Annotated in this window: 16 protein-coding genes; 8 read left to right on the top strand and 8 right to left on the bottom strand. The window is 57.8% G+C overall.

Annotated elements, in window-relative coordinates:
* Positions 1-63: 63 nt before the first annotated feature.
* The 8 genes from VL197_15050 to VL197_15015 all read left to right on the top strand — a co-directional run bounded on the left by VL197_15050 (position 64) and on the right by VL197_15015 (position 10,059).
* Positions 64-3,084: a fused MFS/spermidine synthase gene (locus VL197_15050; protein ID HUJ19300.1), complete on the top strand. Its 3,021-nt coding sequence runs from the start codon at positions 64-66 to the stop codon at positions 3,082-3,084.
* Between the two features lie 103 nt (positions 3,085-3,187).
* Positions 3,188-4,969 carry a tetratricopeptide repeat protein gene (locus VL197_15045; GenBank protein HUJ19299.1) on the top strand — a complete coding sequence of 594 codons (1,782 nt, stop codon included), beginning with the start codon at positions 3,188-3,190 and terminating at the stop codon, positions 4,967-4,969.
* Positions 4,970-5,075: 106 nt separating this feature from the next.
* The gene (locus tag VL197_15040; protein HUJ19298.1) at positions 5,076-6,095 is read left to right on the top strand and encodes a HAMP domain-containing sensor histidine kinase; all 1,020 of its coding nucleotides are present in this window, start codon (positions 5,076-5,078) and stop codon (positions 6,093-6,095) included.
* Positions 6,088-6,978, top strand: a complete 891-nt coding sequence (locus VL197_15035; protein HUJ19297.1) for a response regulator — start codon at positions 6,088-6,090, stop codon at positions 6,976-6,978. The genes VL197_15040 and VL197_15035 overlap by 8 nt, the downstream gene beginning before the upstream one ends.
* The gene (locus tag VL197_15030) at positions 6,975-7,622 is read left to right on the top strand and encodes a hypothetical protein (protein ID HUJ19296.1); all 648 of its coding nucleotides are present in this window, start codon (positions 6,975-6,977) and stop codon (positions 7,620-7,622) included. Before VL197_15035 ends, VL197_15030 begins: the two co-directional genes overlap by 4 nt.
* A 290-nt stretch (positions 7,623-7,912) precedes the next feature.
* Positions 7,913-8,722, top strand: a complete 810-nt coding sequence (locus VL197_15025) for a universal stress protein (protein HUJ19295.1) — start codon at positions 7,913-7,915, stop codon at positions 8,720-8,722.
* A 6-nt stretch (positions 8,723-8,728) separates the two neighbouring features.
* Positions 8,729-9,484 (top strand): GntR family transcriptional regulator, encoded by a 756-nt coding sequence (locus VL197_15020; protein HUJ19294.1) that lies wholly within the window; start codon positions 8,729-8,731, stop codon positions 9,482-9,484.
* A 257-nt stretch (positions 9,485-9,741) separates the two neighbouring features.
* Positions 9,742-10,059, top strand: a complete 318-nt coding sequence (locus VL197_15015) for a hypothetical protein (protein ID HUJ19293.1) — start codon at positions 9,742-9,744, stop codon at positions 10,057-10,059.
* A gap of 162 nt (positions 10,060-10,221) precedes the next feature.
* Here the strand turns inward: VL197_15015 and VL197_15010 are convergent, their stop codons facing one another.
* The 8 genes from VL197_15010 to VL197_14975 form a co-directional block, all read right to left on the bottom strand.
* Positions 10,222-10,863 carry a cytochrome c biogenesis CcdA family protein gene (locus VL197_15010; protein ID HUJ19292.1) on the bottom strand — a complete coding sequence of 214 codons (642 nt, stop codon included), beginning with the start codon at positions 10,861-10,863 and terminating at the stop codon, positions 10,222-10,224.
* Positions 10,864-11,268, bottom strand: coding sequence for a thioredoxin domain-containing protein (locus tag VL197_15005; protein ID HUJ19291.1), 405 nt, complete (start codon positions 11,266-11,268; stop codon positions 10,864-10,866).
* Between the two features lie 266 nt (positions 11,269-11,534).
* Entirely contained in the window at positions 11,535-12,047 is a 513-nt protein-coding gene (locus VL197_15000; protein ID HUJ19290.1) for a hypothetical protein, read from the bottom strand.
* A gap of 449 nt (positions 12,048-12,496) precedes the next feature.
* Positions 12,497-13,501 (bottom strand): flagellar hook-associated protein FlgL, encoded by a 1,005-nt coding sequence (gene flgL / locus VL197_14995; GenBank protein ID HUJ19289.1) that lies wholly within the window; start codon positions 13,499-13,501, stop codon positions 12,497-12,499.
* 332 nt (positions 13,502-13,833) lie between these two features.
* On the bottom strand, positions 13,834-15,471 hold the full coding sequence (gene flgK, locus VL197_14990) for a flagellar hook-associated protein FlgK (protein HUJ19288.1): 1,638 nt from the start codon (positions 15,469-15,471) through the stop codon (positions 13,834-13,836).
* A complete protein-coding gene (locus VL197_14985; GenBank protein HUJ19287.1) occupies positions 15,472-15,927 on the bottom strand; it encodes a flagellar protein FlgN in 456 nt (151 codons plus the stop codon). It lies immediately after the preceding gene.
* A 9-nt stretch (positions 15,928-15,936) separates the two neighbouring features.
* Entirely contained in the window at positions 15,937-16,242 is a 306-nt protein-coding gene (gene flgM / locus VL197_14980) for a flagellar biosynthesis anti-sigma factor FlgM (protein ID HUJ19286.1), read from the bottom strand.
* A gap of 76 nt (positions 16,243-16,318) precedes the next feature.
* The coding region (locus VL197_14975; GenBank protein ID HUJ19285.1) for a M23 family metallopeptidase at positions 16,319-16,483 on the bottom strand (165 nt) is incomplete at its 5' end.

The raw sequence follows: 16,483 nt of genomic DNA, 5'->3' as shown, positions 1-16,483 counted from the left end.
CGGCAGGAGACGGCCTCCAGACGGGGATTATTCGCATGACGGAGGAGTGAAGGGGGAATCATCATGCACCAGCTCATGTTGCGTCTTATCTATGCGATCTTTTTTCTGTCCGGGGCATCGGCGCTGATCTACGAAGTGGTGTGGGTACGGTACCTGAGCCTGATATTCGGGGGCACCCATCTGGCCGTAACAACGGTCCTGGCCGTTTTCATGGGCGGTCTTGCTCTCGGGAGCTATTGGATCGGCAAGAAGGTGGACAACTCCGGGAACCTGCTGCGCCTCTATGGATTCCTGGAACTGAGCATCGCCGCATCGGCCCTGGTGTTCGCGCTCCTGATGCGATTCTATCCGACGCTCTACGTGCCGGTCGCCCGGCTTGCCGACACCTCCCTCCTGTATCTCTCCGGTGTCCGCATCACCTTTGCCGCTGCTGCCTTGATCGTACCGACCACGCTCATGGGAGGAACGCTCCCCGTCCTTTCGGCCTTCATCACCAGACGGGTACGGGGACTCGGAAGCCGGCTCTCGTTCCTGTATGGTTTCAATACGCTCGGCGCCGTCGTCGGCGCCGCGGCCGCCGGCTTCCTGTTCCTGCCCCGGTTTTCGGTCGGTACGACACTTTTGATCGCCGTGCTGACAAATGTGCTGGTCGGCGTCCTGGCCATTGTGCTGCAGGGCAGGGCGCAGGCAATTTTCGACAATGTGGTCGCCGGAGAGGGCCGTCCCGAGTCTCCCGAGATTCCGCATGCCCCGGGAACGCAACCGACGGACCTTACTCCGCTCAAGCTGGTGCTCTGGGGCGTCGGGGTCAGCGGGTTTTGCGCCCTCGGGTACGAGGTCCTGTGGACCAGGATCCTCAGCATCGTTATCGGAGCAAGCGTGTACGGATTTACGATCCTCCTCATGGCCTTTCTTGCGGGAATCGGGCTCGGGAGCGCCGCCTATGGGCTTTTTCTCAAAGTGGCGGGAACCCGGGGGAGGGAGGCGACGGATCGCATCGGCGTATCCATTGTCTGGTTCGGCCTCGTGCAGATACTGATCGGCCTGTCAGCCCTCGTCGCGTCGATGTACCTGAGGAGTTTGCCCACCCATGCGTTTTCCCTGTACGCATTTTTCAAGGCCCATGTTGCGCCCGCGGACCCCTTTGCCTCCCGGCAAGTGGCGAGCTTCGTCATGGCTTTTTCCCTCATGTTCGTTCCGGCGTTCTTCATGGGCATCGCGTTCCCGCTCGCCGGGAAGATACACGGCCAGTACAAAAAGAGGGTAGGCCATGCGGTCGGCGAGGTCCTTTCCTTCAACACGATCGGGGCCATCCTCGGGTCGGTTGTCAGCGGTTTCGTTTTTGTCTATCTTCTCGGCATCCAGCGGTCCCTGCAGGTGATCATTCTGATCAACATCGGGTTCGGCCTTCTGGTGCTCGTGAGCACGAGGAACAGGAAACTGCTCACGGGGGGAACGGCGGGCGCCGTGACGATCGCGCTCCTAGCCCTGGTCCTGAACCCGAACCCGTGGAACCTGTGGGACACCAAATACTTCGCCGTCTATCAGTCCCACGCTCCCGAGATGTACGCAACGCCCGAGAAAACCCGGGAAACCCTGGACAATACCGATGTGCTCTATTATGCCGAGGGCGCCGAGGCCATCGTCAGTTCCGTAAAGGCGGGGGAAACCCAGTTCTTCATAACCAACGGCAGGGTCGAGGCATCGAACAGCAACCAGGAGATGCAGTGCCAGTACACCCTGGGCCATTTGCCCATGCTGCTCAACAAGGACCCGAAGAAGGTCTTTGTGCTCGGCACGGGCAGCGGGATGACCCTCGGAGCAACCGAGGTCCATCCCGGCGTGGAGCAGGTCACCCTTGCCGAGATCGAGCCCAAGGTGCTGGGTGTGGCACGGACGTTCGGGATCTACAATCATTATGCGCTCGACAACCCCAAGCTGAAGATCGTGTTCAACGACGGCCGCAATTTCCTGCTGACCACGCGGGAGAAATTCGACGTGATCACCGCCGACCCGGTCCATCCCTGGTTCAGCGGGGCCGGGTACCTGTACACCGCCGAGTATTTCAAGCTTGCCGCACAACATCTCAACCCGGGCGGCATTATCTGCCAGTGGCTCCCTCTCTACGAGCTTACGGAGGAAAATCTTAAATCCATTGTGAAGACGTTCCGGGAGAACTTCTCGCACGTCATGGTCTGGCTGTCCTACGCCGATGCGGAGCTGGTCGGCAGCAACTCCCCCATCGTCATCGATGAAGAAGCACTCGACAAGCGGATCAACGCGCCGGGGGTGCGCGATGACCTGAAGCGGATCAACATGGGGTCGGCGGAGGCGTTCCTGAGCTACTTCCTGACGGGAACCCGCGGTGCAGACGCGTTCAGCGGCCAGGCGAGGATCAATACCGATGATAATCTGTACCTTGAGTTTTCCGCGCCCCATAATATCGGGCGGACGTACCTGCTGGGCCCCAACGTCGGCATTCTGACCGGCTACCGGGAAAGCATTCTCCCCTATCTGCGCAGGCCGGACGCCGCGGCCGCGCGTGAAAAGCAGCAGCGAAGATGGGAGCAAAACTTCCGGGCCGCTGCGCTGGGTGACCGCGTCCACGTCCTGAATCTCGCCGGACGCTTCGGCACGCCGGAGTATACCGCGCTGGCCGCCGAACTGGAATCACGGTATCCCGCGTATGCTCCCTGGCGGTATCTCGTCAATAACGAACCGGATGAACCGGGTGGAAACCCGCGGCTCCTGAAGCAGATCGAACTGGGCCTCGTCAATAATCACGGGGAGCCTGTGCATGTCCGTTTCTCCGCCGTCTTAATTCGGAGCAGCGCAGAACGGGCGCAGGTGTATTTTGTGGACAATAATGCACGGACCGTCTTCGGAAAGGTAAGGGTACGGGGAGCGAACAGGGACGAATTCATCGCCGGCCTTGTCGATGATGTGGTGAGCAGTGTCCAGTCCCTGTACGATGAGGAGCGGACGAAAACCTCGCTGCAGGGGGGGACGTATCCCCTGGCCCCCTCGCTGCTGCCGCAGATCAAGGCTCTCGTCGACGCAAAGGCGGACGAGGCGCGGCTGTGACATCCTCTCACTTCGCGGATCGGGCGCAGCAAGAGAGGGATTGGCTTGCCTATGACGCGCGACGAGCGTTCAGTTCACCGGCAAAGGTAGGAGGAACCGTACCGTGAAAAATGCAGCACGCATGAAATATGCACTTGCCGCTTCTGTTGCTGTGGTGACCTTTCTCGTCTATCTTCCCGCTCTTCAGAACGATTTCGTCAACTGGGACGACGATCTGTATGTCATGGATAACACCCATATCCGCTCCCTCAGCCCGGCTTTTTTCAAGTGGATCTTCACCGATTTCTACGCATCCTATTGGCACCCCCTGACCTGGGTATCACATGCGGTGGATTACGCTCTCTGGGGACTGAACCCCTGGGGGCATCATCTGACCAATATCATTCTCCACGCCGTCAATTCCTTCTTGGTGGTAATTCTCATCATGCGACTTCTCGAAGCGTGGAGCGGGATGTCGCAAAAGGCGGGGCAGTCGGCGGGTTTCCAGTCGAGGGAGCTGCTCATAGCCGGTGGAACGACGGGCATCCTGTTCGGCCTTCACCCCCTGCATGTGGAATCAGCAGCGTGGGTCGCTGAGCGGAAGGACCTGCTCTGTGCGCTGTTCTTCCTGCTCAGCATTCTCCAATATGCGAGCTATGTCCGGAGTGTCGCCACGGAATCGGTTCAGGAACATTCGTTCTCCCGTTATCGCAGCAAGCACTACTTCATCGCTATCGGGTTTTTCATCCTTGCCTTATGCAGCAAACCGATGGCGGTTTCCCTGCCCGTGGTTCTCCTCATTTTGGACTGGTATCCTTTTGACCGGATTCGCTCCCTGAAGGACTTTCGAACGGTTTTTGTCGAAAAAATCCCCTTTGTTCTGTTGAGTCTCATTTCATCGATCGTGATCATCGTGGCGCAGAAGACGGGAGGCGCTATGGCATCGATCGAAAGCATACCGTTGCCGACTCGACTGCTCGTTGCTGCCCGATCGCTTATCCTGTACCTGGTAAAGATGGTATGGCCCTTGAACCTTTATCCCCTGTATCCTTATCCGGCAAACGTATCCCTGGGATCGTTCGAGTATCTTTCGGCAATCGTGCTTCTCTCCGCGATAACGATCACGGGTATCGTTCTGGCAAAGAAGCGGAGGCTGTGGCTCGCGGTGTGGGGGTATTACGTTATCACCCTGCTGCCGGTGCTGGGCATCGTCCAGGTCGGCCCGCAAGCGATGGCTGACAGATTTTTCTATTTGCCGAGCATAGGACCATTTCTCCTCTGCGGGGTAGGAGCGGCGTGGCTCTCGAACAGAACACACAGAGTCGAACAACACCGGCTGGGCATCCAGCTATTCATCGTTGCGGCCGCGCTCCTCGTGTCCGCTGCCATGATTGTTTTAACTGTCCGGCAAATAGGCCTGTGGAAAAACGGCATAATCTTGTGGAGCCATGTCATCGAACAAGAGCCGGCGGCATATGCCGCCTACAACAACCGCGGTGTTTCTTTTGAAAAAACCGGCCAGATTGACAGGGCATTTGAGGATTACAACAAGACGCTTGCATTGAATCCCGCTGATGCTCAAGCATACTTTAATCTGGGTGTGCTGTACATTGGGGCTCATCTGTTCGACAAGGCGATAGCATGTTTGAGTCAATCTATAGCACTCAAGCCTGAAAGAGCCGATGCCTATCACAATCGAGGGGTCGTGTATTCCTCTCTCGATCGACTCGATGAGGCTTTGGCTGATTTTAATAAGGCCATTTCATTGGATCGGAACCTTGACATTGCTTATTTCAATCGGGGCAGGCTCTATCTGAGGTTGGGCAACGAGGGGCTCGCTCAGGCGGATTTCCAGAAGGCATGCGACCTGGGATACCAGGACGCGTGTATGAAATTGCGTGAATAGCCCGTCTTGTCTGGTGAGAACCAGGCAGGTGCCTCAGGCATTTTCCCGTTGCAATACCCGGTGCTCTGTACTAAAGTAAATCATGTCGATTGCCCGTGATGCCGCTATGCGTGATAGAATAAAAGGCCTGCTCCTGGCCATCACTTCGGTTCTCATCTGGCTCCTGCTGGGCATGGTCTATGCCGACCGGTTCTTTCCGCCCTTCACGGGGCTGGAGCTGCTGCTTATGCCCTGGAAGGGGGCGACTCCCCCCGAAGCAGGACTGGACCAGCGGCTCGCGATCATGCAGGGCCAGCTCGATGGCGCCATCCGCGTCTCTCACTATGCCTTGGTGGTCATGATCCTCGCCTTCACCTGCTTTACCTTATACCTGTCCATCATCTATCAGCAGAAACAGCGGAGGTCCCGCGAGAACATGCTGCTGGTGCTGAAAAACCAGGAGATCGCACGACGGAACGAGTTCATCCGGTATATTTCCGCGACCATCGGACATGAGTTCAAGAACAACCTCGGACGGATCAAGCGGCGGGTCGATCTCCTGCCGGGAATACCCGGGGACTCCAAAGAGCGTATTGACGAGAACCTTGACAAGCTGTTCGCCGATATCGATATTTTCAAGAGGATCGCCGATGAACGCGAGGCAAGCCTGGTCGAATTCGTCAATATCGATCTCAGGGGAATGCTGGACGAGCTCGCCGTTCAATACCGGGACCTTGCCGACCTGACGATTCCCAGGAACATCCCCGTCCCCATGATCTACGCCGCTCCGCCCCTGCTGAAGACCGTATTCGAGAACGTGATCGACAACGCCGTCAAGTATAAGAAGCCGGACGAGCCGCGGGCCCGCGTTCATGTTTCCTGTTCGACGGACCGGGATGGAACGAGGCGGTACGTGACCATCTCCATCCTGGACGAAGGCATCGGCATGGACGAGCAGCAGGCGGACCAGTGCTTTTACAAGGGAAGAGGCATCGGCGAGAACTGGGGGCAGGGGCTGTATTTTTCCAAATACGTCATCGGCCTCCATGCGGGCAAGATCAGGATCGGGAAGGAGTACACGGCCCCGGGCAGGGGGACCGAGGTGATCATAAACCTGCCCTTCGTTGTGGAGCGGCTCGATGTTTAGAGTATTGATTGCCGACGACGATTATGAGGACCGGGAGCTTCTGAAGCTCGAAATCCGGAAGATCCTGGCCGCCGAAGAGCCGGACCTCCGGATTCAGGAAGCGGTCAGCGTCCGCGATGCCGTCCGCATCCTGACGAATCAGGTCTTTGACCTGATGACCCTGGACATCGAGTTCGACCGGATGAACGAGGGGATCGACGCCCTGCCCGAGCTCTTTGAGACCTACCCGGCGCTGAATATCATCGTCGTCAGCGGAAAGCTGGGCAAGAGCGAGGTTACCGAACGCCTCTTCCGTTTCACCAAGGACAACGTCCTCAAGGGGAAACGCTGGGCGCGGCACTTCGATGTGCTCGACAAGAAGGACGACAAGGGGGAGGCGCTGCGACGAGCCTATGCCTTTGCCGTCGGTCAGCAGAAGGGCGCGGACAGCCTCCGGGAACTGTTCCTCCTTGCTGAGTCCTATCTTGAGAAGAACATGATCGATAAATGCCTGGAGGTCTATCAAAAGATCCAGCAGCTGGCGCCGGGTGAGATCGAGTCCACCGAGAACATCCACTTCATGAAAGGCAAGGTATCGGCGGAGCAGGCGCTGGAATACTACCGGGCGGGGGAAAGAATCGTGGCATCGCTCCTGCTGGGCTATTATCTCGAAAACCGGATGAAGGCCTTCACGAACGCGGCGCTCGGCCGGACCTATGCGATCCTGTCCGAGGGGCTGAAAGAGATGGTGCAAAGCCGTAGCATCAGCCAGGCCAAACAAAACCTGTTCAGCGACCTGCTGGGTTTGAGAAACAAGGCGATCCATTCTCCGGCCACCCTGTCCGAGGCTGATATCCGGACCGCGGTCAAGAAAATCGGCCTTCTGGAGGAACATTCGGTATGAAGGATACAACCCTGTGGAAGTTCGTTCCGCCGCCCGGGCCTCTCCTCAGCGTCGTGCTGATCGGGCTGGTGCTGTTGAGCGCCCTCCTGTACTATCGGGCTGTCAAGATACAGCGCTTTCTCGAACCCGCCCTCGCCCTCTCCCAGCCCCGCAACGAGTTCTCGAAGGGCATCATGACGGTCTTCGAGAAGGAATTCGGAACTCAACCGGTCAAGGGTCTTGCGGTCAAAATGCAGTCCATCGTGATAGAAAAATCGCTGCTCATTTCGGCTGACGGAAAGCTGAAGGCATCGGCGCAGCGCGATTTGCAGAAGCTGGCTCGCATTTTTCTGGCGCTCATGAAGGATGATCACCTGCGATCGGAGATCAATCTGGTCCTCATCGTTGGCCGTTTCCCCTCCTATGGGACGGCCGGGGCGACCATGGCAGCACGGATGGAGGTCCAGCGATTGGCCGGATTCATCCAGGATGCATTGTTCCACCTCGAGCCGGAACTCGGTATCCGGTTTTCGACCTACTTCGCGAGCGCCGCTCAGCCCATTCCTCCCTCTCAGCGGAACGTGGAGAGGATCGAGTTCCGTATTATTCCATCGGAGTTCCTGCACATTGAAGTGCTTGAAAAACTCGAAAAATATTCCATGTAAGGCCGGACGCTGGCCAGGCGCCACGGTTACCCATCATCAGCCTACCCGAGAGGCCGGATATTTCGCTGTCATTCTATGCCGTGAAGTTTAACGGCATCCGCTGCCTGTGGATTCGGGTTTTGCGCGTGTCTTCCCGCCAGCACTTGAAAAATATCCTATCTCGGTTGACAACAGGACCCCGAGAGATTATGATTGTCCAGAAACATTGCATTCTGCAACGGCTTGTCAGGGTATCGTCTCCGCAGGGAAATCACAATCTACCCTCGGGAGGTCTTTTTCATGGCTGAACTATGTCCCACAACAGGCGTCGACAGGATCTTGCTTTTTACGGACGGGTCGCGGAGTACAGCGAAGGAGCCGCTCGTGAAGCGATCAACCTCTCCAGGAAATGCCGAAGCAAACTGGTGATCCTTTCCGTTGTGGACGCGAATCCCGAATTGGATGCCCTGGCGCCGCAGATATCGGAAAAACAGGAGCGGGCTGCCAGGCAGAACCTGGACGCGCTGCTTGACCATGCACGGAAACAAGGGGTCGAGGCGTCAACCGTGGTAAACAGGGGCGAGGAGTCCTATAAATATATCGTCGAAGAGGCGGTCAAGAATAACAGCACCCTGATCGTCATGGGACGGAGGGGGCGGGCGGGGCTTAAGCGTCTCATGATGGAGAGCGTCACGGCGCGCGTCATCGGTCACGCTCCCTGCAACGTGCTCGTGGTTCCCTGGGCCGCCGAGCTGGGATTCAGGACCATCGTCGTCGCCACCGACGGCTCACGGTATTCAACGGCCGCATCTGCCGAGGCCATCGGCCTGGCCAGGCGGAACGGGAGCGCACTGACGGTCATTGCCGTGGTCCCCGCAGAGCTCGCGACTCCCACGGACATCGACTTTACCATGAAGGAGGCGCTTTATATGGAAAGCACAAAATCGCTTGATGCATTCAAAAGGATCGCTCTGGAGAATGCGAGAAACGGGATACTAGCTCAGGGGGTGCGGGATGCTGAGCATGATCACAGCGCGGGAGTCGCTCTGAATGGCCGGTCGCCATCTCTGTTGAATCTTGGCAGGTCTTTTTTTAAAAGAAAAAAACAGCATAAGGATTGACGAACCATGCATACCTTGACAGAACGAACCGTTGACCGGGACAGCCTGCAGAAGCTCTATGTACAGATGTATGCCATTATCAAGGAAAAGATCGAGACCTTGGAGTGGAAGAACGGGTCGCAGATTCCGACCGAGGAGAACCTCTGCAGGACGTACCAGGTGAGCAAGGCCACAGTGAGAAATGCCGTGTTGGAGCTTGCCCGGTGCGGCTATCTCAGGAAACAGCAGGGCAGAGGCACTTTTGTCACCTATGCCAGGCAGGATCTCGGTGTCGCCATGAAGACGACGTTGACGGAAAACATGTTCGGAGAGGGCATGAGGGCGGAAAAGGAGATGCTCGCACAGGGGCTCCAGGCGCCATCCGAGGATGTCACGGCCGCCCTTGGTCTGAAGGGGTCCGGGAGCGACGTATACTACATCCTGTGCAAACGGATCGTGAACGGAGAAACGGCGTATCTTGAAGAATCCTTCGTGCCCCTCTGGGTATTTCCCGGCATCGAGGATGAAGAAGTGTGCAGCAGGCCGTTCTACGAACTGATCCAGGAGAAAGGGGAGCGAAAAATCTTCAAGGTCATGCAGACCATTGAGGTGGCCGAGGCCCGGGGGGAAGCGGCGCTGCTCCTTAAGATCCCCGAAGGATCGCCAACGCTGTTGCTCCATCGACTGCTAATCGGACCGCATTCGATTCCCATCGCCTACACCCGCCTGCGCGGCATCGGTAAACAATATAAGATCATGACCGAGTTCGAACGTCTCAAATGAGCGTTGAGCGCGCTTCGGAACACCGGTATCCTGCTGAACAAAAAAGCTCCTGGCCGACGGCTCTATCGCCGCCCGGCGTCTTCTCTTCCTTTACGCAACTTCTCGCGAAGCTGAGGCGGCCGTTCACAGACCTCGCGCCCATTCATAGTATGCTGCGACGTAGGTCGTATGAGGACTAAATCCATCCTTTTTTACTCCTCCGGTGCTATACTAGTGTGTGTAAGGAATTGTGCAAGGTGTTGAGCGAGGAGGTGCTTATGGCAACGGTAATGGATAAAAAGGGGGGCTATCCCCTCTGTGACGAAGTGTATTCCGAACTGTCGGGGATGAAAGAAGGGATCATGCGCCTGATCAAAAGGACGGAGGGCATTGGCCCGGTACGGGAAGGCGCCGAAAAATTTAGCCGGCACTTGAAAGAGATCGCCGACGAGATTGACTGGAAGCTTCAGATTCTGGCCCATTCCTGTTCGTATGATTGGACCGGCTCCGTTGATTTCGAGGGTGCGGTTCAGGTGAAAGAGGTCGAGCAGCGGCTGACAGAGCGGGACTTCTCGCCCGGGTATGTAGGCGGGTAGCGATGCGCGGAGATCCACGAGAAACGGCCGGCGATTTTGATCGTCGGCCGTTTCTTTTAGGAGGCCCAAAAAATCCAGGAGTCGTGCCTGCGATTAGGAGCAGTTTTACTGACGTTCATGCGGCGAGGGGCACGTGAAGGACAAGAGGGCGGTCAAAGGCAATTAAAACGCCATATTCCCCGCTATGATCGAATAAAGGCCGAAGGCCATCAGGATGCCGCCGGTTATGTAGCGAAGGGCGCTTTCATGCCGGACAAAGGCCGTCAGCCTGCGCTGGAGGAGATGGGATGAGTAGGCAACGGTCAGCATGGGGATCGCAAGGCCAAGAGAATAGAAACCGAGCAGGATGATCCCCTTTGAAAGCTGTCCGCTCGTGCCGACCAGCGTGAGGATGCTCGACAGGAAGGGGCCTATGCACGGGACCCAGACAAGACCGAGAGCCATACCCAGGAGGAAGCCGGAGAAGCGACCCCCGCCGCTCACCCGCACGTTCGAAAGCCGGTAAAGCCTCTTGAAGACGTTCAGGTCGAAGATGACGAAAACACCCATGACGAGTATCACGAAAGCACCCGCGAGCTCAATATAGCGGGTGCGGCCCACGAGCAGCGCGCCCGCGAGCGACGATACGGCGCCCATGATCATGAATGCGAGGGAAAGTCCGAGGACGACGAGGAGGGGACGCAGCGGATCCTTTTTTTCAGCTCCCGCCGCAATGACCGGTACGACCGGGAGAACGCAAGGAGACAGCACGCTGGCCAGGCCTGCGCCGACTGCCAAGGCAATATTTGCAATGCCCAGTTCCATTTATTTAAGTGCATCCAGTCCGGCCGCCAGCGTCTCATAGCTCTGGATGCCGGGGGGGAAATAATTAGCAATGGCCCCCTTCTTGTCCACCAGAACAATGGTGGGGAGGTTCCTCACGCCGTAGTCATAGAACGCCTGCTGGTCCTCGGCCTTCATGGTGCTGATATTGGCCACGTTGAAGCCGTTCTTCCTGTCTTTCAGCAGACGTTGTACAATCTCCTTCTGAGCCTTGCAGGGACCGCCCATGGGGTTCTGGAAAAAGACGAGCGTATGCTTCTTGCCCGAACCGATGACCTTCCGGAGTTCAGGGGTGCTGAGCGGTGCAGGTGTACCTGCGCCCGCGCCGCCGGCGGTAATAACCACGGTCAGCGCGATCAGTGAGGCCAGCGCAAATGCCTTCTTCATGCTACTCCTCCTCATGCGGAAATAAAAAAACGTCTGACATACTACCAAATGACGCGAAGGCTGTCAATGATCCCGAGGGGAGTGCGGCGGTTTTAAAACAGGGTTCCATTCGCTGTATGTCGTAGCTCAACAGGAAAGGCAATCGGCCGCTGGTGATACTGCCGGTAGGACTGCAAAAAAAGCCGCTCTCCCGGTTAGCTCCAGATGAATGACTTCCGGAACCATTACGGGAAAAGCGGCCTGGTTTTCAGTGTTGTTACTGCGCGTTATTCTCTTCCATGCCTTTCGTATCCGTGGTCCTCTCCGCGCTCATGGTCCCTTCCCTGGTGTTCACCCCGCTCGACTCGCGCGTGCTGCTCGTGATCCCACCGACGGTCGCGCTCCCAGGTGCGCCAGTTGTGCTGGACCTCGCCATAGGGCATGCGGGCATAACGGGGAGGAATACGACGATAGTCATGGGGTACTCCGAGGATTACGCGTGGCACCCGGCCGGGACCAACGGTTCTCCACGGACCATTATAGTCGTGCGCGATATACCAACCGCCGCGGTACGGCCGGTACCAGTTTCCATGATAGAAGAATATGTCCACACCCACTTCAGGAGGATAGTAGACATAACTGCCGGGGATCACGACCAGCGGAGGCGGAGCCGGCAAGACCAGCGGCGGAAGCGGGATGGTGACGTTCACGCTCACCCCAGCCCCGACCGTCGCGGGCAGACTCAACCCCAAGGCAAGGATAAATACAACTGTTCCGAGTGCGGTAACTGATTTTTTCATGGAAGTTCCTCCTCTTCTTTGCCTACTTTGACACAGTGCGGAGCGGTTGGTTGAATCGAAGCCCCCCGTTTTTATGGGCCGTCACGGGCCATCGGTCACGAAGCAAGAGCCGCGCCATCGTGGACCGCTGTGGCCCGGCACGCTCCGTCTTCCGGCTGCAAAAAAGAAGGCGATACGAGCTGCCGCAGGTCATAACAAGGGGGTCACCTTCTCGTTTGGCCGGGAGAGTGAATAACAGAAGCACGGTAATCAGAACATTGCCGGGGTTTGCGAGCTGAACGCTACGCCTGCCGGGCGGGTTGCTGCTGTTGACCAGTGTCTTCGGGGATGAGCAAAAACAGGAGCAAGGGGAGGGTGATGAGGTTGAGCTTGTTACGGTGTTCGATTGCTCACCAGCTTGAGAGCATGAAAGGACTTCGCCGGACGGATGCCGATGTTGCGCCCGGCGCTCACTTCAGAAAATCAAAGAGCGACTGCGAGAGGACCTTTGTTGCCGTTGCACGGAGGGCCTGCAGCGCCGTATCGGTCTGCTGGAGCTGCATGGCCGTTTCGTTCATGTCTGCGCTTTCCGTGGCGTCAAGCGAATCCTTCACCGAATTGCTGACGCCGGTGAGCAGTGAGGTTTGGTCCTGCATGCCGCTCAACCGGACGCCCACATCGGCCTGGACGACGGCCAACTGGTTCTGCGCATTCGTGAAGGGGTCCATGAGCGCCTCGATGCGGCCCGTGTTCTTGTCTCCAATGGCCGAGCTCAGCAGGTCCGTCATCTGGATCACGTTCGAGAAACTGAAGTTGTCGACCACGGTGCCGGTCGCGTCGCTGATCGCGACATTCACCGTTTTGGTGCCCGCAACGTGGGTATAGGACGCGCTCTGGCCGTTGCCGAGCTGCTTGACGTAGTCCGCGCCCGGCGTGTAGCTGAACGCGCTGTCGCCCGTGACGTTGATGGGGACGGCCGCCCCGTCGCCGATCATCGCATTGATGACGCCTGAGTCGCCCTGGTACGCATAGGTACTCGCCGAAAAGGACGCGACATTCGATTGGAATCCCGAAAAGAGATAGCTGTCGCCGTTTTTTGTGTTTGCGTAGTCAAGCAGCTGGTTCCGTAAGTCGGACGCTTCTTTTGCGAGGGTCGCGGAGGTCATGGCATCGGTACCCGTGAGCGTCGTCTGCGCAAGATCGACGATCTTGCCCACGGTGTCGTAGGCAGAGGAAAGGACCGTGCTCGTGACGTTCAGGTTCGCGTTCGCACCGTCGATGTTGCGCTGGTACTGGTCGTTATTGTTTATGGTGACGCGGTAATCCATGGCCCGCATGGTGCCGAGCGGGTCATCTGAGGGGGCAAGGAGCTTCTTGCCCGTCGAAAGCTGATTCGTCAGAACGGAATAATCCGACTGCCCGCTCTGGAGGGCCTGAAGTATCTGATTGTACATCATGGAGGATGTCACGCGCATGGTAAAACCCCCTGCTGATAAAAGTCCCGGAACGCGCCGTTGCGCCGAAGCAAACCGCGACAGGTACCCTGCGTCTCTCGCCGATCACGGAGCACCCGCGAAGCGGCAGATTGCAGACATCCCGAAATAGTCAGGGCCATCTCCCCAGCGACTGGATGAAAATTAGTCTAGCTGCTAGTAGCACCCGATCAGAAAGCCGTTTTAGTACCTGTGTGCCCTTTGGAAAACAAAGCATGAATCGGCCCTGCGAAAACAACGTCGGTTGTCCAATTCCCTCCAAACCAATATGTCTTCGGATGTCTGATTGCAAAGAGCCTATAACAGCCCATATATTAATACGCGGCAGATGATCCCATATTCAAGACATCCTGAAGAAGCTGGTCCGCTACGGAGATCACGCGGGCACCGGCTTCATAGGAGCGCTGGTACTTCAGCAGGTTCGCCGCCTCCTCGTCAAGGGATACCCCGGAAACGGAGTCGCGCCTGTTCTGTATATCCGTCATGAGGTTGTTGTTGAAGGTGAGGCTGTCCGCGGTCGAGCTCTTCATCGCGCCGACCGTCGATACCAGGCCGCTGTAAAAATCCGAAAACGTCGTGCTGCCGAGATCGGCCATGGGCGCAGACGTGAGCTGAGTTATCGCTATTGCATTTGCATTATCGCCGGGAACGCCTGCGGCTGTCGAGGACGCGGCCACCTGGCTGGGATCGGTCAGCGCCGACTGGAATCCGCTCACGGCTGTCGTCAAGGGGCTGACGAAAATGCTGTCGGCGTTCGTCACGGCGCCCGAGATCGTGAGGTTCATGCCGCTCAGCGCGATCGCTGTTCCCGCGGGATTGTACGCGCCCGACGCAACGGCCGTGCCCGTCTGCTTGTCCGTAACCGTGTAATTGCCGCCGCTGAAGGAGACCGTGTACTCATCAAGGGTCAGGGCGGACTGGTTTGTGATAACGGAGGAGATGCTCGCGGCTGCTGAATGATTGACCGTTGTCAGCTGCAGGGGGCTGAAGAAATCATTGCCCGTGGAGCCGTCCAGGCCGAAGCCCTGCTGGTGCAGCGTGTTCACCTGCTGGGTGACGGAGGCAACGAGCCTGCGGAGGGGCGTGAGCGCATTGTTCTCGATATCGTTCCGGGAGGCGATCATTCCGCCCAGCTGGCCGCCCTGCACTGTGGAAGTTATGTTCACCCCGTCGAGTGTGACGCTCCGGTCCCCGCTGCTGTCCAACGCGCTGGTCATGGTGTTCGTCCGCGTACCGGCCACGAGATTCCGCATGCCGACCACGACGGTCAGCGAGCCGGTATTGTCCTCGTAGGACGTGAAGTCGACGAGCTTGGCAAGGTCGGTCAGCTTTGCGTCTCTCTGGTCGCGCAGGTCGTTTGCGGTCACCCCGCTTGTACCGGCCTCCACCTGGGTAATGCGGCTGTTCAGCGAAGCGATGTCCGAAGCGATCTGGTTGATCTGGCCTGCCGCAGCGGCTATGCCGTCGTTCGTGCTCTTGAGCGAGGATGTTATTGCATTTTCAATGGTCTTTGCAGAAGAGGTCAGGGAGGCCGCCTTCTGGAGCAGTACGGTGCGCGGGACCTGCGAGTCGGGGTTTGTCGCAACATCGTTCCAGGCATTAAAGAAATCGGCGAGCGGCTGGGCGAGACCGAGGCCCTGCTGCTCGTTAAAGACCGGCTCGATCTGGCCCCAGGCCTGGTCCATGGCCGCGGACCGGCCCTGGTCCTGCTGCGATCCAAGGAGCTGCGCTTCAAGGAACTGGTCGTAGCTGCGGACGATGCCGCCCGTGGTTACGCCCCTGCCGACGGAGCCGGCGCTGGTGGTGACGGGATTGGCGATGTCCAGCACGATGTCCTCGCGCGAATAGCCGGGCGTGTTCACGTTCGCGATGTTGTTGCTCGTTACGCTGAGCGCTGCCTGGCTGGCAAAGAGGGCGGACTTGCCGATGTCGAACAGGCCGAGAATGGACATCTATGCCTCCCTCGTGAGCAGCGAGCCGCTGTTCCGGTTCTTGATGCTGACGCCGCATGAACCGAGAAAGCTCAGGGAGTTCCTCACAATGGCGGAAGAGCGTTCGATCAGCACCTTGTTGAAGTTGTTGAACTCCGCGACGCCCTGCAGGAGGGAGAGCAGCTGAAGGCGGAGCGCGTGGAGGGATTCGTCGCCGGTCAGTTCCGCGATCTTCTGGAGCGCCACGGTCCCGTCAAGGCCTCGGTCTGTCGAGAAGGCCCGGACGAGCCGGATGCGCTCCTCTTCAAGCAGCCTGAGCTTCAGGACGATCGTGTCCTTTTCCTTGGAGAGCTCCTCCACGCCTGCCGCATCGATCTGCACAAGGCATTCCCGCTCGCGCCGGAGCACCTCGAGAAGCGCGCGGTAGCCGATGACCTGCTCGGACAGGATGGATTTTATGCTCTCAACAATTCCCATGGCATTCTTTTACAAGATTTCGCTTATCATCTTCTGAGCGACCTTGGCCGGATCAACTGTATAGGTCCCGGCCTCAACGCTCTGCTTGATCTGCTGGACCTTGGCCTCCCGCACATCCGGCAGCTGATTGACCGCCGCCATGAGGTCGGCGACCTCCCGGCTTTTACCAGAAATGTCAACCGTATCGGCCGGACCCGCATTCTTGGCCTGGTTGACCTTGATATCCCGTTCATCAGCGCCAGAGGATTTTTGGGTGCTCTGGACACTCCGGTTCGGCCCCTGGTTTTCAGGCGGCTTGTTCGAATAGATCTTCATAGACCCTCCTTACGAGGCAAAGATTTGTGGTTTTCTTATCGGCGGATTTCCCGAAAACTTTAATGAAATTTTCGCCTTACCTCTTTGCCAAAAGGGTCTCTGGTGGTACCTTTTCTCCCTTGTACTGCACCTCGAAATGGACGTGGGGACCGGTTGCCCTGCCGGTGCTGCCCACGCGGGCAATGATCGATCCCCGGTCAACCGAATCACCGACAGCTACCGTATTTTCCTTATTATGCGC

The organism is Nitrospirota bacterium (genome assembly GCA_035516965.1).
GTDB lineage: Bacteria > Nitrospirota > UBA9217 > UBA9217 > UBA9217 > MHEA01.
The sequence above is the reverse complement of the archived record's forward strand: the minus strand, read 5'-3'. Positions and strand labels throughout refer to the sequence as shown.